This window comes from Nocardia sp. NBC_00511 (genome assembly GCF_045161165.1).
Lineage (GTDB): Bacteria > Actinomycetota > Actinomycetes > Mycobacteriales > Mycobacteriaceae > Nocardia.
Map to the genome: position 1 here is coordinate 5,875,082 of NZ_CP107849.1, position 25,352 is coordinate 5,900,433.

At 68.5% G+C, this 25,352-nt stretch carries 28 protein-coding genes; 12 read left to right on the forward strand and 16 right to left on the reverse strand.

Going from position 1 to position 25,352, the window contains the following annotated elements; all coding sequences use genetic code 11:
• Positions 1–5: 5 nt before the first annotated feature.
• The 7 genes from OG300_RS27650 to OG300_RS27680 all read right to left on the reverse strand — a co-directional run bounded on the left by OG300_RS27650 (position 6) and on the right by OG300_RS27680 (position 6,910).
• Positions 6–677, reverse strand: coding sequence for an MspA family porin (locus OG300_RS27650; RefSeq protein ID WP_405485955.1), 672 nt, complete (start codon positions 675–677; stop codon positions 6–8).
• Between the two features lie 64 nt (positions 678–741).
• Positions 742–1,413 carry an MspA family porin gene (locus OG300_RS27655; protein WP_405485956.1) on the reverse strand — a complete coding sequence of 224 codons (672 nt, stop codon included), beginning with the start codon at positions 1,411–1,413 and terminating at the stop codon, positions 742–744.
• A 360-nt stretch (positions 1,414–1,773) separates the two neighbouring features.
• Positions 1,774–1,989 carry a hypothetical protein gene (locus tag OG300_RS27660; RefSeq protein WP_405485957.1) on the reverse strand — a complete coding sequence of 72 codons (216 nt, stop codon included), beginning with the start codon at positions 1,987–1,989 and terminating at the stop codon, positions 1,774–1,776.
• A complete protein-coding gene (locus OG300_RS27665) occupies positions 1,986–2,480 on the reverse strand; it encodes a molybdenum cofactor biosynthesis protein B (protein WP_405485958.1) in 495 nt (164 codons plus the stop codon). Before OG300_RS27665 ends, OG300_RS27660 begins: the two co-directional genes overlap by 4 nt.
• A gap of 136 nt (positions 2,481–2,616) precedes the next feature.
• Positions 2,617–3,951, reverse strand: a complete 1,335-nt coding sequence (locus tag OG300_RS27670) for a S1C family serine protease (protein ID WP_405498698.1) — start codon at positions 3,949–3,951, stop codon at positions 2,617–2,619.
• An 806-nt stretch (positions 3,952–4,757) separates the two neighbouring features.
• Positions 4,758–6,137, reverse strand: coding sequence for an ATP-binding protein (locus OG300_RS27675; RefSeq protein ID WP_405498699.1), 1,380 nt, complete (start codon positions 6,135–6,137; stop codon positions 4,758–4,760).
• 86 nt (positions 6,138–6,223) lie between these two features.
• Entirely contained in the window at positions 6,224–6,910 is a 687-nt protein-coding gene (locus tag OG300_RS27680; RefSeq protein WP_405485959.1) for a response regulator transcription factor, read from the reverse strand.
• A gap of 331 nt (positions 6,911–7,241) precedes the next feature.
• Between OG300_RS27680 and OG300_RS27685 the strand changes: the two genes are divergently transcribed.
• From OG300_RS27685 to OG300_RS27705, 5 genes are all read left to right on the forward strand, one after another.
• Entirely contained in the window at positions 7,242–10,424 is a 3,183-nt protein-coding gene (locus OG300_RS27685) for an ATP-binding protein (RefSeq protein ID WP_405485960.1), read from the forward strand.
• The gene (locus OG300_RS27690) at positions 10,421–10,828 is read left to right on the forward strand and encodes a roadblock/LC7 domain-containing protein (RefSeq protein WP_405485961.1); all 408 of its coding nucleotides are present in this window, start codon (positions 10,421–10,423) and stop codon (positions 10,826–10,828) included. Before OG300_RS27685 ends, OG300_RS27690 begins: the two co-directional genes overlap by 4 nt.
• Before the next feature lie 12 nt (positions 10,829–10,840).
• Positions 10,841–11,224, forward strand: a complete 384-nt coding sequence (locus OG300_RS27695) for a DUF742 domain-containing protein (protein ID WP_405485962.1) — start codon at positions 10,841–10,843, stop codon at positions 11,222–11,224.
• A 109-nt stretch (positions 11,225–11,333) separates the two neighbouring features.
• Positions 11,334–11,909: a GTP-binding protein gene (locus tag OG300_RS27700; protein ID WP_405485963.1), complete on the forward strand. Its 576-nt coding sequence runs from the start codon at positions 11,334–11,336 to the stop codon at positions 11,907–11,909.
• A 71-nt stretch (positions 11,910–11,980) separates the two neighbouring features.
• Positions 11,981–12,811: a hypothetical protein gene (locus OG300_RS27705; RefSeq protein ID WP_405485964.1), complete on the forward strand. Its 831-nt coding sequence runs from the start codon at positions 11,981–11,983 to the stop codon at positions 12,809–12,811.
• 68 nt (positions 12,812–12,879) lie between these two features.
• Here OG300_RS27705 and OG300_RS27710 read toward each other — a convergent pair whose 3' ends face one another.
• Positions 12,880–13,686, reverse strand: coding sequence for a VOC family protein (locus OG300_RS27710; protein WP_405485965.1), 807 nt, complete (start codon positions 13,684–13,686; stop codon positions 12,880–12,882).
• A gap of 212 nt (positions 13,687–13,898) precedes the next feature.
• On the opposite strand from OG300_RS27710, the gene OG300_RS27715 reads away from it, so the two are divergent.
• Complete coding sequence (locus OG300_RS27715) at positions 13,899–14,900, forward strand: DUF1906 domain-containing protein (RefSeq protein WP_405485966.1); 1,002 nt, start codon at positions 13,899–13,901, stop codon at positions 14,898–14,900.
• Between the two features lie 272 nt (positions 14,901–15,172).
• Entirely contained in the window at positions 15,173–15,397 is a 225-nt protein-coding gene (locus tag OG300_RS27720) for a hypothetical protein (protein ID WP_405485967.1), read from the forward strand.
• Positions 15,398–15,415: 18 nt separating this feature from the next.
• Here the strand turns inward: OG300_RS27720 and rpmF are convergent, their stop codons facing one another.
• The 3 genes from rpmF to mrf are packed head-to-tail and all read right to left on the reverse strand — an operon-like array spanning position 15,416 to position 17,203.
• Positions 15,416–15,589: a 50S ribosomal protein L32 gene (gene rpmF / locus OG300_RS27725; protein WP_405485968.1), complete on the reverse strand. Its 174-nt coding sequence runs from the start codon at positions 15,587–15,589 to the stop codon at positions 15,416–15,418.
• The gene (locus tag OG300_RS27730; protein WP_405485969.1) at positions 15,589–15,876 is read right to left on the reverse strand and encodes a type B 50S ribosomal protein L31; all 288 of its coding nucleotides are present in this window, start codon (positions 15,874–15,876) and stop codon (positions 15,589–15,591) included. Before OG300_RS27730 ends, rpmF begins: the two co-directional genes overlap by 1 nt.
• 4 nt (positions 15,877–15,880) lie before the next feature.
• Positions 15,881–17,203: a ribosome hibernation factor-recruiting GTPase MRF gene (gene mrf / locus OG300_RS27735; protein WP_405485970.1), complete on the reverse strand. Its 1,323-nt coding sequence runs from the start codon at positions 17,201–17,203 to the stop codon at positions 15,881–15,883.
• Positions 17,204–17,314: 111 nt separating this feature from the next.
• On the opposite strand from mrf, the gene rpmB reads away from it, so the two are divergent.
• From rpmB to rpsR, 4 genes are read left to right on the forward strand one after another with little or no spacing between them, the layout of a single operon-like run.
• The gene (gene rpmB, locus OG300_RS27740; RefSeq protein ID WP_405485971.1) at positions 17,315–17,551 is read left to right on the forward strand and encodes a 50S ribosomal protein L28; all 237 of its coding nucleotides are present in this window, start codon (positions 17,315–17,317) and stop codon (positions 17,549–17,551) included.
• 15 nt (positions 17,552–17,566) lie between these two features.
• Complete coding sequence (gene rpmG, locus OG300_RS27745) at positions 17,567–17,737, forward strand: 50S ribosomal protein L33 (protein WP_067816438.1); 171 nt, start codon at positions 17,567–17,569, stop codon at positions 17,735–17,737.
• Between the two features lies 1 nt (position 17,738).
• Complete coding sequence (rpsN, locus tag OG300_RS27750) at positions 17,739–18,044, forward strand: 30S ribosomal protein S14 (RefSeq protein WP_405485972.1); 306 nt, start codon at positions 17,739–17,741, stop codon at positions 18,042–18,044.
• A 50-nt stretch (positions 18,045–18,094) separates the two neighbouring features.
• Positions 18,095–18,349 carry a 30S ribosomal protein S18 gene (gene rpsR, locus OG300_RS27755; protein WP_405485973.1) on the forward strand — a complete coding sequence of 85 codons (255 nt, stop codon included), beginning with the start codon at positions 18,095–18,097 and terminating at the stop codon, positions 18,347–18,349.
• A gap of 334 nt (positions 18,350–18,683) precedes the next feature.
• On the opposite strand, the gene OG300_RS27760 is transcribed toward rpsR, so the two are convergent.
• Positions 18,684–19,244 (reverse strand): LysM peptidoglycan-binding domain-containing protein, encoded by a 561-nt coding sequence (locus OG300_RS27760; RefSeq protein WP_405485974.1) that lies wholly within the window; start codon positions 19,242–19,244, stop codon positions 18,684–18,686.
• Between the two features lie 216 nt (positions 19,245–19,460).
• Between OG300_RS27760 and OG300_RS27765 the strand changes: the two genes are divergently transcribed.
• Complete coding sequence (locus OG300_RS27765) at positions 19,461–19,922, forward strand: hypothetical protein (protein ID WP_405485975.1); 462 nt, start codon at positions 19,461–19,463, stop codon at positions 19,920–19,922.
• A gap of 136 nt (positions 19,923–20,058) precedes the next feature.
• Here OG300_RS27765 and purH read toward each other — a convergent pair whose 3' ends face one another.
• The 4 genes from purH to OG300_RS27785 form a co-directional block, all read right to left on the reverse strand.
• The gene (gene purH, locus OG300_RS27770) at positions 20,059–21,633 is read right to left on the reverse strand and encodes a bifunctional phosphoribosylaminoimidazolecarboxamide formyltransferase/IMP cyclohydrolase (protein ID WP_405485976.1); all 1,575 of its coding nucleotides are present in this window, start codon (positions 21,631–21,633) and stop codon (positions 20,059–20,061) included.
• The gene (purN, locus tag OG300_RS27775; protein WP_405498700.1) at positions 21,630–22,286 is read right to left on the reverse strand and encodes a phosphoribosylglycinamide formyltransferase; all 657 of its coding nucleotides are present in this window, start codon (positions 22,284–22,286) and stop codon (positions 21,630–21,632) included. The genes purH and purN overlap by 4 nt, the downstream gene beginning before the upstream one ends.
• 138 nt (positions 22,287–22,424) lie before the next feature.
• A complete protein-coding gene (locus OG300_RS27780; protein ID WP_405485977.1) occupies positions 22,425–23,948 on the reverse strand; it encodes a DUF6350 family protein in 1,524 nt (507 codons plus the stop codon).
• Positions 23,949–24,089: 141 nt separating this feature from the next.
• The gene (locus tag OG300_RS27785; protein WP_405485978.1) at positions 24,090–25,103 is read right to left on the reverse strand and encodes a DUF5336 domain-containing protein; all 1,014 of its coding nucleotides are present in this window, start codon (positions 25,101–25,103) and stop codon (positions 24,090–24,092) included.
• Between the last annotated feature and the right edge of the window lie 249 nt (positions 25,104–25,352).

A 25,352-nucleotide genomic window follows, 5' to 3' on the forward strand; every position in this document is an offset into this window, starting at 1 on the left:
AGCTTTCAGCCGAGGCTGAAGGGCTGTCCCCACAACGTGTAGGAAGTGATGACATTCGGGGTCTCGATCTGGACCGCGATGAACGCCCGCGCCTGCGCGTAGCCGGCGCAACCGTTGAGGTTGATGGTCTCGTCCGACCAGGTCACCGAGCCGCTGTTGCCGGTGAACACATTGCGGGCGTTGTGACCCTCGTTGCCGTAGTCGTCCGGGGATTCCTGATCGAGCAGGTAGAACGCCTTCGCCTGACCGGGGCCGAGGGTGAGGTTGCCACCGACATTGGCGCCGGCGCTCGGGCTGGAACCGTCGTAGTTGGCACCCGCCGTCGGGCCGCCGTTGGCGCCGCCGCCGGAGATGTTGACCTGGCAGCCGACCACGTAACCGGGGTAGATCTTGCCGCCGACGCTGCCGTTGGCACCCGACAGGGTGACCCGCGTGCTACCGGAAACCCAGGCGTTGCGGTGCAGCGGGGTGGAGCCCATCGACGGGTTGATGTTGGCGGACTCGCCGGTCAGGTCGATGGTCACCACGGTGCCGTCGTCCATGGTCTGGGTGAGCGACCCGCCGGGCAGCGGGATGAAGGTGTCGGCATTGGCCGCACCGGTGGAGAGCAGGCCCAGGGCGGCTGTGGCGGCAACGCCCACGCCGGCGGCCCGCGCCATCGTCTTCCGAGTATTCATGATGGTTTTCCCTCTAAGGTCGAATTCGCTTGCGCGAGAAATGAATTGGGTGGACTGCCGAACATCAGCCGAGGCTGAAGGGCTGCCCGTAGAGGGTGGTCTTCGAGTAATCGTTGCCGATGATCTCCACCACCGTGAAGGCGCGGGCCTGCGCGTAGCCGCCGCAGCCCTGGACCTCGATCGGCACATCCTTGTAGTCGACCGAGTAGGTGCCCGACTTGGGGATGTCCTTGCCGTTGACGGCCACGAAGGCGACCTGGCCCGGGCCGAGGTTGACACCCAGCGAGCCGCCGACATTGGCGCCGGTCAGGTTCACGCCGCCGGTGACACCGGCCGAGATGGCGCTGTCGGCGATGTTGACCTGGCAGCCGATGATGTAACCGGTGGTCAGGCGGGACGTGCCGTGGGTGGAGGAGTTGTTGGTGCCCGGGGCGTTCTGGGCGCCGTTCCAGGGGCCCACCGTGCCGTCCGGGGTGTTGACGTCGGCGATCGCCTTGCCCGACAGCCAGGCGGTGCGACCCGCGCCATTGGCCGCCATGGACGGCGAGACGACGGCGGATTCGCCTGTGCGGGTGATGGTCACGTTCTGACCGACCTTCTGACCGTCCGGCAACGGCACGAAGGTGTCGGCGTTGGCAGCGCCGGTGGACAGCAGACCCACGGCCACGGAGGCCGCAGCCGCGACGCCCGCGAAACGGGCGGTGCGACGCAAACCGGCAGTGCGGTTCTCGCTCATGATTCCCTCATCAGTTTTTCTGCGGACAACCCCGACCACCGGGGCTGAAGGGGTCACTACGGCCGCGCAACACCACACGAGCAATGTTCAAGCGCACTGGACAAACTCACTTGAGCCGTAGCTTGGCGGACCCGAAGGAGACCTTAGCCACAACAGCTACCCGATGGCAACACATTGATAACGGACCGACGGGATCACGTTTCAAATAATTGGCTACCATTCAGCGAATTATGTTGGCGGGCTGGGAATCCGCACAATTCGCCCAGCTGGCGCGTAATTGAGAACACGGCCGAAACCCAGGGGCCGACCGTGATGTGAACGAGATCGAGCGCGAGATCGAGCGCTACGGGACCGGAACGGTCAACCGTGATGCGGCGGCACCTGCGAACGCAGCCAATCGTCACCGCTGCCGGACGAATCCGGTTCGGGAGTGCGCTCGTCGGAGGTGGTGGCGGGGAGTTCGTCACCGAAGACGCGGGCCAGCCGGGCCCGCTCGGCGGGGGTCAAACGACGAGACCCCGCCCGGCGCTCGGCCGGACGGGGTGACTCGGAAGGAGTGTCGGAGCCGGTCGTCATTCCGCCAGACCGGACAACTCATCGATCACGCGACTGGCCAGCGGGCCCAGCGTCGCCATGCCGTCGCGGACCGCGGCGCGCGAACCCGGCAGGTTCACCACCAGCGTGCTGCCTGACACTCCGGCCAGCCCGCGCGAGAGACCCGCGTCGAGCGAACCCGATGCCAGACCCGAGGAACGCAGCGCCTCACTGATTCCGGGCAGCACCCGGTCGAGCACCTCCTCGGTGGCCTCGGGCGTGACGTCGCGCGGGGACATGCCGGTGCCGCCGACCGAGATCACCAGATCGACACCGCCTATCACCGCGGTATTGAGCGCGTTGCGGATCTCCACCTCGTCCGCCGAGACGGACACCGACGCGTCCACCAGGAAGCCGGCCTCGGTGAGTAGCTCGGTGACCAGCGGGCCCAGCTGATCCTCGCCCCCGTGGGCGGTTCGGTCGTCGACGACCACGACAAGTGCTCGGCCCGCCACAGCGGCATCGATTTCCATGGTGCTCACCGTAGCGTCATTGTCCGACAACAGCTCCCAGCCCCCGTCCGAGGTGACACGGATTGTCGGTACCGGTTCCGGGCCGGTTTTCCGGTCCGACTTGCGCACACTGCCGTGGATCATCATTCGACTCCTCCTACTGCGCCGCCTCGCCGAGGGTGACCTCGACGGTCTTGGGATTCTTGCCCTGGTCGTCGGTGAAGGTCACCTTGACCTTGTCGCCCGGCCGGTGCGAGCGCACCGCGGCGACCAGTGAATTACCCGAATCCACGACCTGGTCATCGAGTTTCGTGACCACCGAGCCCTTCGGGATGCCCGCCTTCGCTGCCGGACTGTCCGGGTTCACGCTGTCCACCGGCGCGCCGTTCACATTGGGGTTGTCCTTGACCGAAACTCCCAATTGCGCGTAGGTGGCCTTGCCGGTCTTGATCAGCTCGTCGGCCACCCGCCGCGCGGTGTCCACCGGAATCGCGAAACCCAGTCCGATGGAACCACTCTGCGCACCCGCCGACTCCGAGGTGCCCATGGTGGCGATGGCGGTGTTGATGCCGACCAGCTTGCCGCTCATGTCGACCAGCGCGCCACCGGAGTTGCCCGGATTGATCGCGGCGTCGGTCTGGATGGCGTCGATGACCGTGCCCGTCGAACCCGGCTCACCGCTGGTCGACACCGGGCGGTTGAGCGAGGAGACGATGCCGCTGGTCACCGTGCCCGCCAGCCCGAGCGGCGAACCGATCGCCACCACGCCCTGACCCACCTGGAGATTCGCGGACTGACCCAGGTCGATGGGGGTGAGCCCGGCCTTGCCGGTCACCTTGATGACCGCGATGTCCGAGATCGGATCCGCGCCCACCACGGTCGCCGACGAGGTGCTGCCGTCGGCGAACGCCACATCCATCTTGGCGTTCTGCCCGGCGCCGCTCACCACGTGGTTGTTGGTCAGGATCAAGCCGTCGGTGGACAGCACGACCCCCGATCCCTCCCCCTCGGCCTTGTTGCTGGCGACCTTGATCATGACCACGCTCGGCAGCACCTTGGCCGCCACCGCCTGCACCGAACCATCCGGCGCGGGCGCGGATTTGCCGTTGCCCGCGGGCTGATCCAGCGAATTGGTCACCTTGGAATTCGAGTTGTGGTCCGACACCACCGCGCCGACCAGACCGCCGACGCCACCGCTCAGCAGCGCCAGCACCACCGCACCGGCCACCAGCCCGGTGCGGAAGGGCCGCTTGGGCGCCCCAGCGGCCGCGTACGGCATTCCCGGGCCGCCCGGCTGCCCCGGATCACCCGCGCCCGGCTGAGCCGGAAACTGGCCTGTCCCATACGGACCCGCCGGATACTGGGCCGTCGCGCCACTGGCGTACCCGGCCCCCGACGCCGCGTACGCCGGGCCGTAGGCCGCGGCCGGGATCCGCTCGGTGCCGACCGGAATCTCCTCGGTGGGATGCGGCTGCGCGCCCGGACCCCAGATCGCGGCCTCCGAATACGGTTGCGCACCACCGAAAGCCGCGCCGTACACCGGGGTGCCGGACGGTCCCGGACCGCCGGGCTGCGTACCCGGGCCGAAGGGCTGCGGGGCACCGGGACCCGGCTGTCCGCCCGGGCCGTAGCCGGGAGCGGCGCCGGGACCACCGAAACCGGGAGCGCCGTGCGGCTGACCCGGGAAGGGCTGGGGCGCACCGAATCCCGGCGCGGGGGCGGAACCGGCGGCCGGTTCACTGCTCTGCACCTGCGAGGCTCCGGACGAGAAGGATTGCGCCGCACCGAAACTCGTGGTCGCCGGATCACCGGACGGAACGCCCGGAGCGGGTGCGGCGGGACCGGCCTGCGGCGGCCGGGGCGCGGCCGGAGCCTGCGGGGCGGCGGGCGGCGACTGCGGGGCGGCGGGCGCGGACTGCGGCGACGAGGCGGCGAACCCGTCGAAGGGGCGGTCGACGGACTCGTCACCGGTGGCGGGCTCGGCCGCGCCGCGCTTGGGTAAGCCGGAGGCGGTGACCGGGGCGGCCGGATCGCCGGGGGCGGCCGGGGCCGGGGCGCTGTCCGCCGCAGGGTCCGGCGACTGCGAACCCGGCGTCACGGGCTGGTTCGACGGGGCGGCCTGGCCTTCGGGTTCGGTGCCCCGATTCTTCGAATCCTCGGTCATTTCTCGTTTTCTCCTCGAGTCTCGTCGCCAAGCCTGGCGGGAACGACTGAGAGTGGACTGAGACCGTGCTTGCTTTTCGCCGAGCGTTCGCGACTGTCCGAGACCGTCTTCAGTTATCCCCTGCCCGGATCGCGTCAATCGTCCGTGACCACCGGCGGTGCGCCTTCTCCAGGCAGCACGATACGGATCAAAGCGCCGCCACGGTCGGATGTATCGATGTTGATCGTTCCGCCGTGTTTGGTGACCACCTGCTTCACGATCGCCAGCCCCAGGCCGGAACCGGGCATCGACCGCGAGGCCGTGGTCCGGTAGAAGCGTTCGAAGACCAGCTCGCGCTCGGCGGGCGGGATACCGGGCCCGGCGTCGTCGACCGCGAACTCCAGGAGGCCGCGTCCGGTTTCGCGCATAGTGACGAAAACCTTCGCGCCCTCCGGACTCCACTTCGCCGCATTGTCGAGCACATTGAGCAGCGCGCGTTCCAGGCCCGGCTCATCGCCGTAGACGAACCAGGGACGCAGCTGCGTCTCGAACTCGATGCCGGTGCGGCGGCGGCGCACCCGTTCCAGCGCGCGCTCGGCGATATCGCCGAGATCGAGTTGCTCGTACACGGTTTCGGGGGCGTCCTCGCGGGCCAGGTCCACCAGATCGCCGACCAGGTTCGAGAGTTCCTCGATCTGCGCCATCACGTCCGAACGCAATTCGGCCATGTCCTCGTCCGGGATGCGCGGCGCACCCGGACGCGAGGAGGCGATGAGCAATTCCATGTTGGTGCGCAAAGACGTCAGTGGCGTCTTCAGCTCGTGCCCGGCGTCGGCCACCAATCTGCGCTGCCGCTCGCGGGATTCGCCCAGCGAACGCAGCATGGCGTTGAAACTCTCGGTGAGCCTGGCCAGTTCGTCGTCACCGGTGACGGGGATGGGCGTCAGGTCGTCGGTGCGGGCGATGCGCTCGGTGGCCGCGGTGAGCCGGGCGATGGGCCGCAAACCGGTGCGCCCCACCGTGGTTCCGGCGGCGGCCGCCACCACCACGCCGCAGCCGCCGACCACGAACAGCAGCCACGCCAGCCGGTCGAGCACCTCGCGGGTGGGGTCCAGTCGCTGCGACACCACCAGCGTGGACCCGGAGTGGGTGCGCCGGGCCAGCACCCGCTGGTTGTCGACGGTGCGCAGCGAGAAGCCGATCTCGCCGTGCGCGACCGCGGTCTCCTGCTTGCCGATCGGCGGGATGGTGGCCTGCGGCGGCACGTACTGCGACTGGTCCGGGAAGATCAGCGCCACCCCGACGTCGTTCGAGTACAGCCCGGCCAGCACGATCGACTGGAAGCCGAGGCTGTCGAAGTTGTTGTCGATCATCAGCGAAGCCCGCGCTCGCAGTTGCGAATCCACGTCCGCGTACAGCGAACGCGCCACCATCGCATAGGCGGCGATGGAGGTGACGGCGACGGCGACGGCCACCACGACGGCGGCCAGCAGCGTGACGCGCCAGCGCAGCGACACCGAACGGGTCAGCGGCATCGGCGGCCGCAGCTCCGAATCGAGCCGCGACCCGAGACCGGCGACCACTGGCCGCCGGGGAACGGTTCTTGCCACGAGCGCGGCTCCTACGGCGGGGTTTCGCGCAGCACGTAGCCGACGCCGCGCACGGTGTGGATGAGCCGGAGTTCACCGTCGGCCTCGGTCTTGCGGCGCAGGTAGCCGATGTACACCTCGAGCGCATTGCCGGAGGTGGGGAAGTCGTAGCCCCACACCTCCTCCAGGATGCGGCTGCGGGTGAGCACCCGGCGCGGGTTGGCCATCAGCATTTCCAGCAGCGAGAACTCGGTGCGGGTGAGGCTGATCTGGCGGTCGCCGCGCTGCACCTCGCGGGTGACCGGGTCCAGCGACAGGTCGGCGAAGGTCATGGCCTCCGAGGCCTCGGAGGAGTCGACGGTGGTGCGGCGCAGCAGGGCGCGCAGCCGGGCCAGCAGTTCCTCGAGCGCGAAGGGCTTGGGCAGGTAGTCGTCGGCGCCGGCGTCGAGACCGGCCACCCGCTCGGAGACCGAATCCCGTGCGGTGAGTACGAGAATCGGCAGATCGTCGCCGGTGCTGCGCAGGCGGCGGCAGACTTCCAGGCCGTCGAGCCGGGGCATCATGACGTCCAGGACCAGGGCGTCGGGGCGCTGGCTGGCGGTCTTCTCCAGGGCATCGAGACCGTCGACGGCGAGTTCGACGGTGTAGCCGTTGAAGGTCAGCGACCGCCGAAGCGATTCCCGGACCGCCCGGTCGTCGTCGACTACCAGAATGCGCATGACCCCCAGTCTGCCCACAGCGACTGAGAGGTGACTGAGAAGGGCCGCTTCGACACGCCGGGCGGGTCGGGCAGGTGACCTGCGTCTTTGACGGAACCCATACGGAAGGTGGTGGCGATGTCACCCAAATCCGTGCGAAACCCGTTGCGGCAACGCCGCATTCGCAGTCGTTTACATCAAGTCGTCCGAATTGCCGTTACTGTGCTCACGCGGTATGTTGCAGGCCGTAAAAGAAGACCTCTAGTTGGTTCCGCGCGGGTTCGTCCCCAAAGCCGTACAACCGCATACGTACCCGGGGGTCAAACGTGAAAGCGGAGGCGACGGAAGCGGGATGGAAGCAGCACCCCGGTCAAGGCAATTCAGCCTGTCCAACTGGCCCGTTACCCGCAAGGTCGGCATCGTGCTGGTGCTCCCGGTGCTCCTCGCCGCGACCTTTGCGGTACTGCGCATCAACAGCGAATTGCAGACCATTTCGAAACTGAGTGCGGCGACAGAACAGCAGGACGTGCTGCGCCCCACGGTCAAATTCATCACCACCACCGACGAACTCGCCGTCGCGGCGATCTCCGGTGCCAATCAGGACGCCGACCCCAACCTCGACGCCGCCACCGCCAAGTTCGATCAGGCGCTGGCCGAACTCGAGACCAGCCTCAAATCCACCAATGCCGACGCGGGCGTGACCAAGGAACTGGGACAGGCGGTCTCGGTCGCCAAGACCATGCGCAACAGCCTGCGCACCAGCTCCCCGCAGACCATCGGTGATCAGGCCGACGAAGTGCAGACCCGGGCGCAGAACGCGCTCGCCGGTGCGCCCACCGTCGGCGACCTCCGAGTCCAGCAGTCGTTCCTGCAGTTCGGCGCGGCACTCACCTCGCTGCGCCTGCTCACCCAGGAACGCATCATGCTCGCGGTGCCCGGCGCGGGCACCAACCCCGCGCTGCGCACCAAGCTGCTCACCGCCATCGGCGCCGAGATCACCATGATCGAGGTGTACCGCGGCCTGGTGCCCGACGGCGCGCAGAACGCGGACGCGCTCAAGGACAACGCGGGCGCACGTGTCGGAATCCTGATGCAGAACGTGCCGGACCCGGGCTCGCTGCCCGCCATGCAGGATTCGCTGCACGGTTCCGCCGACACCTATGCCAAGGAAGTCAGCGCGATCGCCGGCACCATGGGCGTCAAGCTGTCCGAGCTCACCACCGAGGCCCGCAACAACGTGCTGCGCGACACCTCGATCGTGATCGGCATGCTGCTCGCGGGTCTGGCCCTGGCACTGGTGGTGGCCCGTTCGCTGGTCGTCCCCGTGCGACGGCTGCGGCGAGACGCGTTGCAGGTGGCCCACATCGACCTCCCCCAGGAGTTGGAGGTGGTGCGCGCCGGCGGCGCGACCCCCGTCATCATCCCGGTCGACGTGCACACCACCGAGGAGATCGGGCAGCTGGCCCGAGCCGTCGACGACATCCACTCACAGGCGCTGCACCTTGCCGCCGAGCAGGCGCGACTGCGCCTGCAGATCGGCAACATGTTCGAGACCCTCTCGCGCCGCAGCCAATCGCTGGTCGAGCAGCAGCTGAGCCTCATCGAGGAACTCGAACGCGACGAGGACGACTCCGAGCGCCTGCAATCCCTGTTCCGCCTCGACCACCTCGCCACCCGCATGCGCCGCAACGGCGACAACCTGCTGGTGCTGGCCGGAACCGCGCTGCGGCGTGGACATCTCGCGCCGGTGCCGCTGTCGGACATGCTGTGGTCGTCGGTCTCCCAGGTGGAGGACTACCAGCGCGTCGAGATCGGCACCGTGCCCGACGGCATCGTCGCCGGTGAGCCCGCGGTCGACATCGAGCACCTGCTGGCCGAACTGATCGACAACGCACTGCGCTACTCGCCGCCCTCCACCCCGGTGGCGGTGTCGGTGGCGCGCGCGGTCGACGGTGGCTATCTGATCGAGATCACCGACCGCGGTCTCGGCATGAACGCCGATGACCTGCAGGGCATCAACGACCGCCTGGCCTCCGGTGGTGAGGTCAATGTCGAGACCGCCCGCCGCATGGGTCTTTTCGTGGTCGGCCGCCTGGCCAAGCGGCACAACATCACCGTGAGCCTGCGCCGCACCTCGGCCATGGTGCAGCAGCCGGGCATCACCGCCAGCGTGCACCTGCCCGGGACCCTGGTCTCGCCCGCACCGGAACGCAGCGGCGACCCGACCGGACAGTTCCCGGTCGCCGCTCCGCTGCAGATGACCGCCCCGGCCTCGGCCCCGCAGCCGGTGGTCACGCCACCGCGCCTGACCCCGGTGCCGAACCTGCCCGAAACCCCGGCGGCCACCACCACCGGACGCTTCGGCGTCACCAGTTCCGGTCTGCCGCAACGCCGGACACCGGGCATGGACACCGGCGAACAGCCGGTGATCGCCGGCTTCAGCACCGGTGAGCACCCGCAGCTGGATCGTTTCTCGGACGGTTTCACCGACGCCTTCACCGAGGCCGACGACGCCCGCGCCTACAACACGACCCCGCAGCCCGAACCCGCCCCGGAGCCCGCCGCGCAGCCGCGCGTCGACTTCTGGGGTGAGCCCGAGCAGGCGGCGCCGGCCAACAGCGAAGCGCACGCCGGGTCGAACGAGAACGGTTATCCGACAGGCGAGCACCGTTACTCGGAACCGGACCGGCACGACTACGCCGACCAGCGCGAGAACGATTTCGCGGCCCGGGACGACAGCGGGTATCAGGCGGAGAACACCGGCTTCGCACCCCGGACCGGCAGTGGCTTCGCACCGCACAGCGACCGCGATTTCGCGCCGCACAGCGGCAGTGACTTCCCGGCACGCAACGACAGTGATTTCGCGCCGCGCAACGACAGTGGCTTCACCAGTGGCTATGTCCCGCAGGACGATTTCACCGGTCGCGATGAAACCGCCAGTCCCTTCTCCACCGGCGGCTACAGCGCCTTCGGTGGTGACCAGCCCGACAGCGGACGCTTCACCCCGCCCGCGCGCAACACCGGTGAGTTGCCGTCCTTCGGTGTCGAGCGGAGTCCCGAGCCGCCCGCGTTCGGCGGTGGCACCCGCAACCCCGGCAGCAGCAGCGGCAACGGGAACGGCAACGGCGCCAACGGGATCCGCGGCACCGAACCGGCGACCGGGCAGCGACCGGCCGCCCCGCAGTCCGGGCTGCGCCCGGTCGGCGAGGCTCCGACCCCGATCTACCAGCGCATGGTCTCCGAGTGGCTGGTCGAACCCGCCGCCGGTGAACAGACCGGTGCGGCTTGGGCTTCGACCTCGGATGCCGGCTGGGCCGCCGCCGAGGACGCGGCCAATCCCACCAGCAGTAGCCACACCCAGGGTGGGTTGCCGATTCGGCAACCCGGCGCCCAGTTGGTGCCCGGTGCCGTCACCCAGGAGGACGACGGCAGCGGCCGCAACCCGGATGAGATCCGCAACAGCCTGTCCAGGCATCTCAGCGGAGTTCGTTCCGGACGGGCCGACTCCCAGTACAACGACGGAGGGCATGCATGACCGACACCCAGCGCACCACTACCGACGAGAACTTGAACTGGCTGGTCACGCGATTCACCCGGGAGGTCCCGGGGGTCTCGCACGCCGTCCTGGTCTCGGCCGACGGTCTGCTGCAGGCCACCAGCCCGCATCTGCCGTCGGACCGCGGCGAGCAGCTGGCCGCGGTCACCGCGGGTCTGGCCAGCCTGTCCGCCGGTGCCGCACAGCTTTTCGAGGGCGGCAAGGTGATGCAGTCGATCGTCGAGATGCAGCGCGGCTACCTGCTCGTGATGAGTGTCGGCAACGGCTCGCATCTGGCGGTACTGGCCAACAAGCAGCACGACATCGGCCGCATCGGCTATGAGATGGCGCTACTGGTCGACCGGGTCGGATCGGTGGTCCAGGCCACCGCCCGCACTGCCTAGACGAGTCTGCCCATGACCAATCCGAATGGCGGAATCGGCGGCAACAACCGGCCGCCGACCACCCGTGTCCGTCCCTACGCGCTGACCTCGGGCCGCACCGAACCGGCAGTCGATCTGCCGCTCGAGGCGGTCGTCGAAACCCTTTCCTACACGGCCCATTTCGACTGGCCTGCCGGTGATGTCCGTACGGAGATCCTGCGTCTGGGCACCGCCCGGCTCTCGGTCGCCGAGATCGCGGCGCACCTGAGCCGGCCGCTGGGCATGATCCGGGTGGTGATCGGTGATCTCGTCGTCGCCGGAACCCTGCGTGTGCATTCGACTTTGAGCGATCAGGCGACCTTCGACGAGCGCCGCAATTTGATGGAGAGGACACTGCATGGACTCCGCGCCCTATGACGGCGGGGGATACCAGGGTGGGCCGCAATTCCCAGGCGGCGGCCCCCAGTACACAACCGGGCAGTTCCCTAATCCCGGGCTGCAGTATCCACCCCGCCCGGGCGAGGAGATGCGCACCGCATCGACCAAGATCGTCGTAGCGGGCGGTTTCGGCGCGGGCAAGACCACCTTCGTCGGCGCGGTCTCGGAGATCGTTCCGCTGCGCACCGAGGCGATGGTCACCGGCCTGTCGGACGGGGTCGACGACCTCGCCGCCACACCCGGCAAGGAAACCACCACGGTGGCCATGGATTTCGGGCGCATCATCCTGCCCGGCAACCTGGTGCTATACCTGTTCGGCACGCCCGGACAGCGGCGGTTCTGGTTCATGTGGGACGACCTCATCAAGGGCGCCATCGGCGCGGTGGTGCTGGTCGACACCCGGCGCATCGAGGACAGCTTCGCGGCGGTGGACTTCTTCGAGGCCAAATCGCTGCCGTTCCTGATCGCGGTCAACCGTTTCCCCGACGCGCCGCGTTTCCCGGTCGCCGAGCTCCGTGAGGCGCTCAGCGTGCGGGAGGGGGTGCCGATCGTGGACATCGACGCCCGCGACCCGATCGAGGTGCGCCGCTCACTGGCGGCCGTGACCGAGTACGCGATCGAACGGCTGATGGCGGCCCAGCGCGAAACCGCGAAGCGGGGCTGACGGGCAGCAGAAAGCGCGTTCGACGCGGAATCCGTTGCGGGGCCTGAGATCACGAATACAGGGGTGAGCAGATGATCTATTTCTCGATGGGCTACTGGGTCGCGGGCCTCGCGCTGATCACGTCGTTCTCCGGCGTGGCCTGCGGGCTGGCCTGCATCCGGCAGTCCACCAAGTCGGTGACCGCCAAGTTCCGGCTGGTGTGGGTGTTCGTGGCGTCGGTCTCGATCGGCGGCGTCGGCATGGCCATGCCGATCTACCTGCTGATGCTCGGATTCGGGGTGAACGGCAGCCCCGTTCGCTACGAGTCGAGCGTGACCAGCATGTTCTCGGTGCTGGCCGGGCTCACCATGTTCATCGCCATGCTGGTCGCCGGACCCAGACTGAACTGGTGGCGGTTGGTGCTCGGCGCGCTGGTGATGGCGGGCGGGTTCGGCACCGGAGACCTGCTGATGCTCAACGCGATCCGGGTGCAGGGCAGTGTCGAGCGCAGCATGGTCTCGATCATCGCGGTGTTCGTGATGGTCGCGATGATGTCGGGGCTGCTGCTGTGGTTCAGCCGCATCGCGCGCTCGGTGCCGATGGTGCTGGCCGGGGCGGTGATCTACGCGGGGCTGGTGATCGCCATGCACTTCGTGGGCTTCACCGGGGTGCAGATCCATCTGGACCCGAGTGCCGCGGCGCCGCAGGGCCAGGAGTTGTTCAGCTTCTTCGTGCCGTTCTTCATCATCGGCACGCTCGCGCTGACGGTGCCGATCACCGCGATCCTGGTCGCGCCGGACCGGCGGGAGGCGCGCACCCCCGTGCTGCCGAAACCCGATCTCGCGCACAGTCCGTCGCTGGCCACGGCGTCGCAGCACGCACCGGCGCAGCCGGGAATCCGGGCGGAGCCGCCGCGGCGCTGAGCGCGTCCGTCACCTCCCGCCGCGAGCCGGGTCGATGCGCATCGACCCGGCTCGACGCGTCTGCGCGATCAGTCGCGGTCCGCGGGCCGTTCACCGATGGTGGTGGCCGGATCGAGCAGGCCGAACAGTTCTCCCTGCGGGGCGGCCAGGATCGCCATCCGGCCGAACGGTCCGTCGGTGGCGGCCATCAGCACCGTTGCGCCGAGTTCGCCCGCCCGGGTGAGACCGGCGTCGATGCCGTCGAATTGGAACCAGGTCAGCCAGTACGGGCGCGCGGGCGCCGCGCCGCCCCGGCGGTCGTCGTTGATGCCGCCGACCGGCTCGCCGCCGCCGGGCGGAGTGAAGGTGGCGTATCGCATTGCGTCGTCGTCGAATTCGATGAAGGTGAAGCCGAACAGCTCGCCGTAGAACTGTTTCGCGGCATCGAAGTCGCCGGTGTGCAGATCGTTCCAGACGTAGCCGCCGTGCTCGTTGTGGACGGCCGCGCCGTTGTGGGCGCGCGCCTCCCAGACCGCGAACGGCGCGCCCGACGCGTCGGCGGCGACGAACATGCGGCCGAACTCCATCACGTCGAAGGCGGGCACCACCAGGCTGCCGCCCGCGGCCGTGACCTGCTCGGCGGCCTTGTCCGCGTCTGGCACCGCGAAGTAGGTGGTCCACACCGAGGGCACCCCCGGCTCGGGTTTGGGTCCGACGCCCGCGACGGCCTCACCGTCGCGTAGCGCCATCAGATATCCCCCGGAGTCCTCTCCCCCGCCCTGCATGTCCCAGCCGAACAGCGCGCCGTAGAACTCGGCGGCCTTGACCGGATCGTCGACCTGACAGTCGACCCAGCACGGCGTCCCCGCGGGCCAGGCCTCGCTGCGTACAGGCATTCGGTTCTCCGTTTCTGAAGTACTGCACAAGCAATCGGCAAGGGCCGCATCCGCGACGCCTATGCACCGATTCGCCACAGCACAGTGACGCCGCTCACACAGCCGTCCCCAGTCAACCACCGGTGTAGCTGCGTCGGTGCCGGTTCGAGGGGGCCGATTCGAGTTCGGAAATGCCCTGCCGTCGGCGTGTCCGGCGAATTACAGTGACAGACATGCGTTTCGGGCTGGATTACGCCGCAGGTAGGCCCGCCGCGAGTGCCATCAGGGCCGCCGGATACGACTTCGTGGTCCGCTATCTCTCCGACGGCGGGCCGACACTGCCCGGCAAGCTGCTCACCCCCGCCGAAGCGGACGAGCTGCGCGCACACGGTGTTTCGATCGTGTCGAACTGGGAGACCACGGCCGCGCGCATGCTGGACGGCTACGGTGCGGGCGTCACGGACGCGCGCACGGCGCTGGCGCAGGTGCTGCGCTGCGGCGGGCGACCGGATCGGCCCATCTACTTCTCCGCCGACTTCGACGCCACCCCGCAGCAGCAGGCGACCATCAACGACTACCTCAATGGCGCGGCGACCGTGCTCGGCAGCGCGAATGTCGGTGTCTACGGCGGGTATTGGGTGGTCAGCCGGGCGCTGGACGCGGGTGCGGCGAACTGGGCGTGGCAGACGGTGGCCTGGTCGGGCACCAATCTCGAGCCGCGCCGGTCGATCCTGCAGACGGGGCAGCAGGTGATCGTGGACGGCGTCGAATGCGATGTGAACGAGACCGACCGGGTCGATTTCGGCCAATGGGATGTGGAACCGGAGGAACAGGACTTGACACCGGAACAAGACGAAATTCTGCGCGATATCCAGACCCAGTTGCGCGGACCCGGACTCACCGGCTGGCCGCAACTCGGCGACAACCCGCAGGGCCAGCATCGCACCGTGGTGGACGCGCTGGCCTCGGCGCTGACCACCATCGACGAACTACGTACGGAGGTGAGCGATCTGGAGGCCACCACCGCCGAGCTCACCAGTGCGGTGACACGGCTGTCCGGCCACCACTGGCCGTTTCCGTTCTCGCTGGTGGAAGGTCCGGCGACGCTGGTCGCCGAGCAGTTGGCCCGGCTCGAACAACTGCTGCCCGGGGTACCGCTGCCCGGCTGGGGCAGTGCGCCGAACGGGGATTCCGGCAAGCCGACGGCCACAACCGAATTGGGTCAATTGTCGTGATCTGCCGCGACCGTGGAACCGGTGCGAACCTGCCCGAAAAGTGGCGATGAGCGGGTTCTCCGATAGTCAGGAGAACCCGCCCTCAAGGCATGAGAATACCGCTGCCGGGCCACGAGTTCACAACTTTGGGAAGACTTTTTCGCAGCCTCGAGACATTCGGACGACCAGTTCACAGGCTCGCAACACGTACGCAGATCTCTGGTGACACAGCATCATCGAGGGCTAGGGTCAGCCTGTCCGAATCTTGGCTGTTGATTGATGAAGGAGGCCTCATGGCCGTCAGCGTGAATCTCGACAAGGCCCTCGACAAGGCTTACGAAACCAAGTCGCTCACCGAGCTCCTCGCCGCGCCGCCCTCGGCGCTCGCCGGACTCACCGAGAAACACGACACGCAGTTGCTCGAGGCACTCGGCATCAAGACCATCGCCGATCTCGCCAAGAACAAGTACTTCCGGCTCGCCGCCACCCTCGCGGATCTGGCGGCCAAGGAAGGCTGATGCCGTCGGCCTGATCGATCAGAGTTCGCGTGGATCGATCAGGCCCCGCCGCACCGCCGCCACCAGTCGGCGCGGAATCCGGTGCACCACACCACCGATCGTCACCGGCACCAGCTCCGGCACCGTCGCCTTCCACTGCGAACGGCGGCTGCGGGTATTCGAACGCGACATCCGCCGCTTCGGAACGGCCATTACCGGTCACCCTTCTCGATCGTCGAATCCTCGCCCGCGCGAACGCGTTTGCCGTAGCGGCGCTCGAACTTCTCCACCCGGCCCGCGGTGTCGAGCACCCGCTGATTGCCGGTCCAGAACGGATGGGAGTCCGAGGTCACGTCGACCACCAGCAGCGGATAGGTATTGCCGTCCTCCCATTCGACGGTGCGCTCGGACACCGCGGTGGAACGGGTCAGGAAGCACTTGCCGGTGCTCACGTCCTGGAAGACCACCGGATGGTAGTCGGGATGAATTCCCTGTCGCATCACATCACCTTTCGTTCTCGCGTGCGGCGCCGTTCTCGGCAGCCGACGTCGATCTTGTTGTGTCACATGGTTCTTCGTGCTGGTCACCGAACGGGTCGGCCCACAGCGCCACCCGCTCCGGGGCGAAACGCAGCTGCCGCAGCTCGTCCTCGTCGACCAGCGCCCAGTGCAGGGCGTGCCGGATCTCCTCGGCGTCGGAATCGGCGACCAGGATGACCAGCGAGGTGTGCCGGTCACCGAACTGCTCGTCCCAGCGCAGCGACGCCCACGCCAGCCGCTCCGGGTCCACCTCGGCCAGCTCGCGAGAATCCATGGCGGCCAGCCACTTTCCCGCGCCGCCCACCCGTAGACCGCCGCCCGCCGACTCCAGCCACACCACCTGCTCCGGCTGAGTCGCCAACCAGGCCCGGCCGCGCGCGCTCACCACACCGTCGAGCAGCACGTCGATGGCGGAGTGCAGGCGGTCCGGATGGAACGGGCGGTCGGTGGCGAATTCCACCAGTGCCACACCGTGATCGGTGGTGAGCGGCGGTTCACCGCGCAGCAGCGGGGCATGGGGATCGAATTGGTCGCCGCGCCGTCCGTCCTCGGGAATCAGGCGCAGCAGCCGGTTCAGGTCGTCGGCGTCCAGGGTCCCCGGTTCGGCGACCCACGCGACGGGTGCGCGCGGCGCGAGCCGGGCCAGCACCGCGGCGGTGCGTTCCCGGTCCAGTAGATCCGCGCCCGCGTCGAAAGCCACCAGGGCATCGGCGAATTCGACCTGACCGACCGCCAGCTGGGCGATGGTGCGCTCGTCCTCGGCGGTGGCGTGACCGCGTTCGGCGAGGGTCTCGTCACCGGTGGCGTCGGCCAGCCAGTCACGGGCGTCGAGGCAGGTCAGCACCGCCTCGATGCGCACGCTGCGGCCCGCCGGACCGTCCACCCGGCCGACCACGCCGGTCACCGTGACATCGGTGATCGCCTGGCAGACGGCCTCGGCCTCGAACGCCGGGTCCAGTGCGAGCACGATGCGCCGCACCGAATCTCGCGTGGCGAGCAGGCACAGGTAGGGCAGCAGGTCGGCGCGCAGCGTGCAGGAGACGCAGCCGTGCGCGAGCTCGAGGACCGTGAGGTTTTCGCGGCCGTCGGCGTGCACGGTGCGGCGCACCACGCCGTGGTTCAGCTCGGACAGATCGTGTCGGACCACGACGGTGCCGGGTTCTGCGCCGAGCAGCCGTGCGGCGCGATCGACCCCCTCGGCGGCGCGGCCCGGGAGTCCGGCGAGCACCAGTACCGGGGTGCGACGGTCGGACTCGACATGCGGGTGGTGCGTGGGTCGGGACTCCACCGGCCCTCCTTTCGACAATGATTTTCAATTACCGGCTGCCTAGCGTACCTTGGAATAGATTCGTTGTCGAAAACGATTGTCATCTACATTAACCACCGGAAGGGAGTGCCCATGTCGGCCATCTGCCAGGTCACCGGCCGCAAGCCGGGGTTCGGCAAGTCCGTATCGCACTCACACAAGCGGACCAACCGCCGCTGGGACCCCAACATCCAGCGCAAGACCTACTACCTGCCCAGCGCGGGACGGCGCATCACGCTGACCCTGTCCGCCAAGGGCATCAAGACCATCGACCGCGACGGCATCGAAGCGGTCGTGGCCCGGCTGCGCGCCGCCGGCCAGAAGATCTGAAGGAGCTGAAACCCGATGGCATCGAAATCGACCGACATCCGGCCCGTCATCAAGCTGAAGTCCACCGCCGGAACCGGATACACCTACGTCACCCGCAAGAACCGGCGCAACGACCCCGACCGCATGGTCCTGAAGAAGTACGACCCGGTCGTGCGCCGCCACGTCGAGTTCCGCGAGGACCGCTGACGTGGCCAAGAAATCCAAGATCGCGAAAAACGAAGAGCGCAAACAGATCGTGGCCCGCTACGCGCAGCGGCGAGCCGAGCTGAAAGAAATCATCCGAAAGCCCACCAGCACCGAAGAAGATCGGGCGGCCGCCCAGGTCGCGCTGCAGAAAATGCCGCGTGACGCCAGTCCGGTACGATTGCGCAACCGGGACGCCGCGGACGGACGTCCACGGGGTCACCTCCGGAAATTCGGGCTCTCGCGCATCCGCGTACGCACCATGGCCCACCGGGGAGAACTGCCCGGAGTGCACAAATCGAGCTGGTAGGCATCCACCCTTTCGTGAACCTGAAAACGCGCGAGTAAGGAACCGCTGACATGGCAGTGAAGCGAGCACCGTCGAAGAAGGTCCGCGCCGAGCAGGCCCGGCGCCCCAAGAAGAACCCCCTCATCTCCGCCGGCGTCGAAACCGTCGACTACAAGGACGTGAACCTGCTGCGCACGTTCATCTCCGACCGCGGCAAGATCCGCAGCCGACGCGTCACCGGCCTGACCCCGCAGCAGCAACGCCAGGTCGCCGTGGCCGTCAAGAACGCCCGCGAAATGGCATTGCTCCCCTTCACCCACCGCTGACGCGGGACGTGAACCTCCCCTCCGGGAAAGACCAAATACGTAGGGCCCCCGATGTTTACACATCGGGGGCCCTACGCAATGGTGAGTTGAGACAACTCGCGCGACTCTCAGGGACACACCCCCGAAACCCGGAAACGACGTGGCCCGGGCACAGCTCGCAACCCGCCGCCTTCGCCGGTCTCGCCCCTCGCGCTCGCCACCTCCTGGCATCTTCATGCGCTCGGGGGCGAATTCACAGCCCGGCGGAGGCAGTTCACTCTCTCCAAAAGCCAAGCCCCCGAGTGCTTTTGCACTCGGGGGCTTGTTTTCTCGTAAGTCGTGGCGGAGCCGCGGATTACGGGATGGTCAGAACCTGGCCGACGTTGATGGCGTCCGGGTTGTCGATACCGCTGGCGTTGGCGATCTCCTGGTAGCGGTTGCCGTCGCCGTAGAAGCGCTCGGCGACCGCCCACAGGGTGTCACCCGGCTCGACCGTGTAGGTCTGGGCGGCGGGCGGCGGCGGGGGAACCTCCTCGACCGCGGCGGCCTGGGTCTGCACCGGCTCCGGAGCGGGCAGCGGGTTGTCGGTGTTGGTGCCCGAGGCCCACAGCGTGCTGCCGTCGGAGCCGTAGAGCACGACGTTGCGGTCGGCCTGAACCACCAGGCGGTCCGCGCTCTTGCCGTTGGTCTCGGTGGACCAGGCGGCGCCGTCTTCCTTGTACAGGACGAAGTTGCCGTCGTCCTGCAGGGTCGCCCGCACGACGCCCTGTCCGTTGGTGGCGGAAGCCCATTCGACCTTGCCGGTCGGGTCGGACAGCACCAGGTTGCCATCATCTTGCAGAGTCAGGGTGTAGGCACCGCCTTGCAGCGCCTCTCCGCGACCGAGTTCTTCGCCGACCTTCAACGAGTCGCCCACGGTGTGTCCTTTCGGGAGGGGTGATCATGAGATAAGTCGATGGCGCGGAACTGCATTCGCGCATCTGCAACGAGACTACCGATCGGCCGCCGGTCACCGCAGAGTTACGCGCCGGTTCTGCGAAGATTTCGGCGTGTCGTCGCCAGAAATTCGCCAGGGTCACGAAAACAACGCGCGGAACCGGCCGTACGGTCCCGGGCCACTAGGGTGATGCGCATGTACGCGACACCGGGACGCCGCCTCATCGCCGCCGTCGGCGCCATCCTGATCGGCCTGACCGTGACGGCTTGCGGAAACTCCGAAAACGGTGGCGACCAGTCGAAATCGACCACCGCCGCGACCAGTACCACCGCCACCCCCACCGAGTCGCCCGGCGGCCGTATCGGCCGCACCTTCACCGCGAACCCGGGCCTGGTGACCCCGCACGGCATTCCGTTCGACAGCTGGACGCGGGTGGACGCCAACACGATCGCGGTGAACTTCCAGACCGGTTCGCCCGAATGCTACGGCGTGGACGTGAGCGTCGCCGAGACCTCCTCGACCGTCACCGTGGATCTGAAGTCGGGCACGCTGCCGGACGCGGTCGGCAAGATGTGCACCATGATCGCGGTGTTCGGCACCCTGGACGTGCCACTGAAGGCCCCGCTCGGTGATCGAAAAGTATTGAGCGTCAACTGATCCCGTAGTGCGGTCCGAAAATCGGCCGCTGTCCACAACCGGAACAGCCGGTGTGCGATCGCTGAACGATCGCACACCGGCTGCCGAAAAACGCTGTGCCCGTGGATGATCCGAGGACTCGGAGCATCCGTCCGGATCAGTGCGCGAAGTGGCGCGACCCCGTCAGGTACAGGGTGACCCCGGCCTCACGGCACAGTTCGATGGTGTCCTTGTCGCGAATCGACCCACCCGGGTGCACGATGGCGCGCACGCCCGCCGTCACCAGGATCTGCGGACCGTCGGAGAACGGGAAGAACGCGTCCGACGCGGCCACCGAACCCTTGGCCCGGTCACCGGCGCGCTCGACGGCCAGCTTGCAGGAGTCCACCCGGTTGACCTGACCCATGCCCACGCCCACGGCGGCACCGTCGTCGGCGAGCAGGATGGCGTTCGACTTCACCGCGCGGCACGCCCGCCAGGCGAACGCGAGGTCCGCGAGGGTGGCCTCGTCGGCGGCCTCACCGGCGGCGAGGGTCCAGTTGGCCGGATCGTCGCCCGCGGCGTCGAGGATGTCGCGGTCCTGCAGCAGCGCGCCGCCGCTGACCGGACGCAGCTCCGCGCCCTTGCGCTGAGCCGGATCGGCCACCAGCACGCGCACATTCTTCTTGCGCTGCAACACTTCCACCGCACCGTCGGCGTAGCCGGGCGCGACGATGACCTCGGTGAAGATCTCCGCGACCTGCTCGGCCATCTCGACGGACACCTCACGGTTGGCCGCGATCACGCCGCCGTACGCGGACACCGGATCGGTGGCGTGCGCGCGGCGATGCGCCTCGGCGATATCCGTGCCGACCGCGATGCCGCACGGGTTGGCGTGCTTGATCACCGCCACCGCGGGCTCGTCGAAGTCGTAGGCGGCGCGCCAGGCCGCGTCGGCGTCGGTGTAGTTGTTGTACGACATTTCCTTGCCGTGCAACTGCTTCGCCTGCGCCAGCCCGGCCGGACCGGCCTCGTTGACGTAGAGCGCCGCGCCCTGATGCGGGTTCTCGCCGTAGCGCAGCACGTCCTCACGGTTCCAGGTCGCACCGATCCACGCCGGGAAGTGCTGTCCGCCTTCGGTTTCCGGCTCGACGGCCGGAACCGCGACATTGGTCATCCAACTGGCGACGGCCACGTCGTAGGAGGCGGTGTGCTGGAAAGCCTTGGCGGCCAAGGCAGTTCGCTCAGCGAGGGTGAAACCGCCCGCCTTGACGGAGGCCAGCACCTGGTCGTAGTCACCGGCCGAGACGACCACCGCGACCGACGGGTGGTTCTTGGCGGCGGCGCGCACCATGGACGGCCCGCCGATGTCGATCTGCTCGACGCACTCGTCGATGCTCGCGCCCGAGGCGACGGTCTGCGTGAACGGGTACAGGTTCACGATGACCAGCTGGAACGCCTCGACACCCAGCTCGACGAGCTGATCGACGTGCTCCTCCTTGCGGGTGTCGGCCAGGATCCCGGCGTGCACGCGCGGGTGCAGGGTCTTGACCCGGCCGTCGAGGGTCTCCGGGAAACCGGTCAGATCCTCGACCTTGGTCACCGGGATACCCGCGTCGGCGATCTTGCCCGCCGTCGATCCTGTCGAGACCAGCTCGATGCCCGCCTCGTGCAGACCGGTGGCCAGTTCGATCAGCCCCGTCTTGTCATAGACGCTGACCAGGGCCCGCTTGATCGCCTTACGCTCACTCACCGCAGAACTCGCTCATCTGGAATAACTGCCTTTCGTCCATCGGAGACAATGCCTCGGGTAGCGACGGCGGCGACGACCTCCGCCAGCAACCGACGCTCCACAACCTTGATGCGCTCGTGCAGCGCGCCCTCGTCGTCATCCGGCAGCACCGCGACCGCCTCCTGCGCGAGAATCGGACCGGTGTCGACACCCGAATCGACCAGGTGCACGGTCGAACCGGTGACCTTCACCCCGTAGGCCAGCGCGTCACGCACGCCGTGCGCGCCCGGGAACGCGGGCAGCAGCGCGGGATGGGTATTGATGATCCGGCCGCCGAAACGCTCCAGGAACACCGGGCCGAGGATCTTCATGAACCCGGCGGACACCACCAGGTCGGGACGGAACAGATCGACCATCTCGGTCAGCGCGACATCCCATTCGGCGCGCGAGCCGAAGTCGCCGAGCGCGACCTCGAAGGTCGACACGTCGAAGGCGTCGGCATGGTCGGTGGCACCGCATTCGCGGTCCACACCCACCGCGACCACCTGCGCCGGATAACCCGGAGCCCGGGTCGCTTCCAGCAGGGAACGCAGCAGGGATCCGGTGCCGGAGGCCAGCACGACCAGGGTCGCGGGCGCGGTCGGCGGCAGCAGCGGGGCGGGCGTGGACGTCAGCGCACAACTCCCTGGGGTATCGGAGCGGGAAGGGACAGCGGGGGCGAACCGCCTCGTCAAGCCTAGCTGTGCCGCTTTCCCGGACTTGTGCCCACCTCCCCGGACCGCGTCACCGGGCGTCCGGGGACCGGTGTCGGCTCAATGCTCGGCGTGCCCGCCCTCGACGACCTCCGCGTCGACGATGTCGGCGTGATCGACGGAATCGCCCGGGGTGTGGGCGAGTTCGTCGTGATCGTCCATCAATTCGGCTTCCAGGGCGTCGTCGTGATCCGACTCGTCGTACCAGCCGCCGCCGGAGCCGCCCGCGTCGTCACCGGCGTCGTCGTCCTCGTAGTCGTCGAATTCGTCCTCGTACTCGTCGTCCGCCTCGTCGTAGTAGTCGTCCTCGTAGTAGCCGTCTTCAGCGCCGGCGTAGGCCACGGGCGCCGCCGCCGGACCGAACCAGCGCGCACCCAGCATGCCCACGTATCCGGCCACCGCCAGCCACACGAAGGCCGCACCGGCAGCCAGCCACACGTTCGGCCCGATCCAGCCGAAGGTGCCGAGGTCTCCCCCGGCGGTCACCCCGAGCAGCGCCAGCAGCACCGTCGCGACCCCCGCCGCGGTCAGCGTCGCCCACGGCGCGGCCGCTCGATCCGTCGAGGTGCGAGCACATTCCATGCCGGTCAGCACGCCCAGCGCGGCGGGCACCACCAGCAGCCCCATCCACCACACCGCCGCCGGACCCGACGGCACCGCGGCCGCCAGCGGGACCGCGGGCACCGGCGCACCCTCGACCGCGAACAGACTCAACGAACCCGGCCCGATCTGCACCTGGCCGCCGACCAGCACCCCGGCCGCGTCGACCAGCACGTTCGGCAGATAGGCCAGCGACAGCACCGTCAAACCCAGTGCGCCGGTGAAGCTTCCGCCCGCCCGATAGGTGTCGGCGATCCGCGACCAGTGCAGCAGGAACGACAGCACGGTCAGCGCCGCGGCCACCAGCAGCAACCGGCCGACCACCCGCGCACCGGCCCGCGCACCCGCGATCACCCAGTGCGGCAAGGGAATCGGCAGCAGCTCCGCGAGCTCGCGCCAGCTGCGGGAGACGATCCCGGCAGCGGCCGCCGCCAGCATCAGACCCAGCACCCAGGCGAAGGCGACGGTGGTGTCCGGCGGCTGCAACGCCACCACCGCGGCGGCGTCGTCGGCGACGGCCAGGCAGACGGCGGTGATCAGCAGCGGGCCGCCCGCCGCCGCGCCGACGATCCAGCCCAGATCCGCAGGCGTGCAATCGGGTTCGGTCGCCTGCGCGCATTCCCGGGCCACCAGCCACAGCATCACCCCGGTCGGCAGCAGCGGCCACAGGCCGATACCGGTCTTGCCGATCACCAGCGGAACCTGGTGCATGGCAAGCCAACCGGCCGCGATCGCACCGGACGAGCCGTTCATGCTGCTGCCGGCCGCGAACAGGGTGCCGAAGACCAGGATGAAGATCACCAGCAGGGTGATGGCGGACGGTCGCGCCGCGACCGTCATCAGGACTCGCGCCCGTTCGGGGGTCAGCGAGCCGAAACCGCCACCCCCGGACCCGCCCCCGGCACCCGCGCGCACCGGTTCCCGCGGGCGATCCCGCGGGTCGTGGTCGCTCAGGCGAGCCAGGGCAGTTTTCGGGGCACTCATGGACAACCAGCGTGGCAGCATCTCGGAAACCGGGGGGTCAGGCGCGCCGGACGACCGGCGCGCGGGCAAAGAGAACGGCCCCCGGTGCGATACCGGGGGCCGTTCCCGCTTCTGTCGAATCTCCTTGCGGGAGCCGCGAACCTACTTGTCGTCCTGGCCCGGACGGAAGGCGCGGGTGGCGTCGGCCGCCGGATCCGCGGCCTGCTCGCCACCGAAGGGCTGGGCCGGACGCTGCGCGGGCTGCGCACCGAAATGCTGGGTCGCGTCGCCGCTGCCGGCGGGCTGCTGGCCGTAGGGCGACGGCTGCTGACCGTATCCAGCGGGCTGCTGACCATAGGAGGGCTGCTGACCGTAGGTCGGCTGCGAACCGGTGCCGTAACCGGCGGGCTGCGCCGGCTGCTGACCGTATCCGGCCGGCTGCTGACCATAGGAGGGCTGCTGACCGTAGGTCGGCTGCGACGGCTGCGAGGTCTGACCGTACGACGGCTGCTGCGCCTGCTGACCGTAACCGGCCTGCTGACCGAACGACGGCTGCTGGTACTGCGAACCGGTCGACCCGAAGGTCTGTCCCGGCTGGCCGTAACCACCCTGTGCCGCAGCGGGCTTCGGGGCCGGAGCCTTCACGATGCCGATCTCGAACAGCAGCGCCAGCACGGCCGCCACGGTCTGCGCGAACGAGAACAGCAGGATGATCCAGCCGCCCCACTTCAGCGTCACGCTGTCACCGAGATCGAAGGAGGTGAACAGGATTCCGAGGAATCCGGCCAGCGACGCGGCCGCGACGATGCCGGTGTAGGCCTGAGCCTTCGGCAGCAACGCGAGACCCGCCAGCACACCGGCGAACAGCAGGCCGGTTACCAGCGCGGCCGCCCCGGTGTTCTCGAACAGGCTGAAAGTGGTGTCGCCGCCGACCTTCTGGCCACCGATCTCGACCGCCTTGGTCCCGACGTAGGGCGCGAAGCCCAGCAGGAAATTGATGACACCGAGCGCCGCGACCACGATGGCCAGAATGAACGGCAAACCCTTGCCCGCCACGGAAGTCACGCTCGACCCGGTCGTGGGAGAACCCGACGGCTGCGCGCCGTAGCCGGGTGCGTTGGAAGGCGTCGGCTGCTGGGGCGCGTTGTATCCCGAGCCCCCGGTCGGGTATGACATGTCGTCGTCTCCTATCGAGTCGTTCACGAACGAACGTCCACGAACCTCCATCGACGCTACTGCACCGGACGGCCGGGGTCATCCTCTACACCGCCCGTGGCCGTACCGCAATACTCGGTAATCGGCCGCCGAATCCGCAGCATCGACGCATTCGTCCCATGTCGCGAGTGTCTTTTTCGACCGGAACGGCGAAGGCCGCCCACCGAATTCGGCAGGCGGCCTTCACGATCGGACGGTCAGCACACGCCA

What these genes read in the sequence shown, in the direction of transcription:
- OG300_RS27715 (WP_405485966.1), top strand. Translation starts at nt 13,899, where the DNA reads ATGCGTTTCGGGCTGGATTACGCCGCAGGTAGGCCCGCCGCGAGTGCC.
- OG300_RS27685 (WP_405485960.1), top strand. Translation starts at nt 7,242, where the DNA reads ATGGAAGCAGCACCCCGGTCAAGGCAATTCAGCCTGTCCAACTGGCCC.
- rpsR (WP_405485973.1), top strand. Translation starts at nt 18,095, where the DNA reads ATGGCAGTGAAGCGAGCACCGTCGAAGAAGGTCCGCGCCGAGCAGGCC.
- rpmG (WP_067816438.1), top strand. Translation starts at nt 17,567, where the DNA reads ATGGCATCGAAATCGACCGACATCCGGCCCGTCATCAAGCTGAAGTCC.
- OG300_RS27700 (WP_405485963.1), top strand. Translation starts at nt 11,334, where the DNA reads ATGCGCACCGCATCGACCAAGATCGTCGTAGCGGGCGGTTTCGGCGCG.
- rpmF (WP_405485968.1), bottom strand. Translation starts at nt 15,589, where the DNA reads ATGGCCGTTCCGAAGCGGCGGATGTCGCGTTCGAATACCCGCAGCCGC.
- rpmB (WP_405485971.1), top strand. Translation starts at nt 17,315, where the DNA reads ATGTCGGCCATCTGCCAGGTCACCGGCCGCAAGCCGGGGTTCGGCAAG.
- OG300_RS27690 (WP_405485961.1), top strand. Translation starts at nt 10,421, where the DNA reads ATGACCGACACCCAGCGCACCACTACCGACGAGAACTTGAACTGGCTG.
- OG300_RS27650 (WP_405485955.1), bottom strand. Translation starts at nt 677, where the DNA reads ATGAATACTCGGAAGACGATGGCGCGGGCCGCCGGCGTGGGCGTTGCC.
- OG300_RS27655 (WP_405485956.1), bottom strand. Translation starts at nt 1,413, where the DNA reads ATGAGCGAGAACCGCACTGCCGGTTTGCGTCGCACCGCCCGTTTCGCG.
- OG300_RS27695 (WP_405485962.1), top strand. Translation starts at nt 10,841, where the DNA reads ATGACCAATCCGAATGGCGGAATCGGCGGCAACAACCGGCCGCCGACC.
- OG300_RS27665 (WP_405485958.1), bottom strand. Translation starts at nt 2,480, where the DNA reads ATGGAAATCGATGCCGCTGTGGCGGGCCGAGCACTTGTCGTGGTCGTC.
- OG300_RS27780 (WP_405485977.1), bottom strand. Translation starts at nt 23,948, where the DNA reads ATGAGTGCCCCGAAAACTGCCCTGGCTCGCCTGAGCGACCACGACCCG.
- OG300_RS27705 (WP_405485964.1), top strand. Translation starts at nt 11,981, where the DNA reads ATGATCTATTTCTCGATGGGCTACTGGGTCGCGGGCCTCGCGCTGATC.
- OG300_RS27680 (WP_405485959.1), bottom strand. Translation starts at nt 6,910, where the DNA reads ATGCGCATTCTGGTAGTCGACGACGACCGGGCGGTCCGGGAATCGCTT.
- OG300_RS27675 (WP_405498699.1), bottom strand. Translation starts at nt 6,137, where the DNA reads ATGCCGCTGACCCGTTCGGTGTCGCTGCGCTGGCGCGTCACGCTGCTG.
- OG300_RS27660 (WP_405485957.1), bottom strand. Translation starts at nt 1,989, where the DNA reads ATGACGACCGGCTCCGACACTCCTTCCGAGTCACCCCGTCCGGCCGAG.
- OG300_RS27785 (WP_405485978.1), bottom strand. Translation starts at nt 25,103, where the DNA reads ATGTCATACCCGACCGGGGGCTCGGGATACAACGCGCCCCAGCAGCCG.
- OG300_RS27720 (WP_405485967.1), top strand. Translation starts at nt 15,173, where the DNA reads ATGGCCGTCAGCGTGAATCTCGACAAGGCCCTCGACAAGGCTTACGAA.
- OG300_RS27765 (WP_405485975.1), top strand. Translation starts at nt 19,461, where the DNA reads ATGTACGCGACACCGGGACGCCGCCTCATCGCCGCCGTCGGCGCCATC.
- OG300_RS27730 (WP_405485969.1), bottom strand. Translation starts at nt 15,876, where the DNA reads ATGCGACAGGGAATTCATCCCGACTACCATCCGGTGGTCTTCCAGGAC.
- OG300_RS27710 (WP_405485965.1), bottom strand. Translation starts at nt 13,686, where the DNA reads ATGCCTGTACGCAGCGAGGCCTGGCCCGCGGGGACGCCGTGCTGGGTC.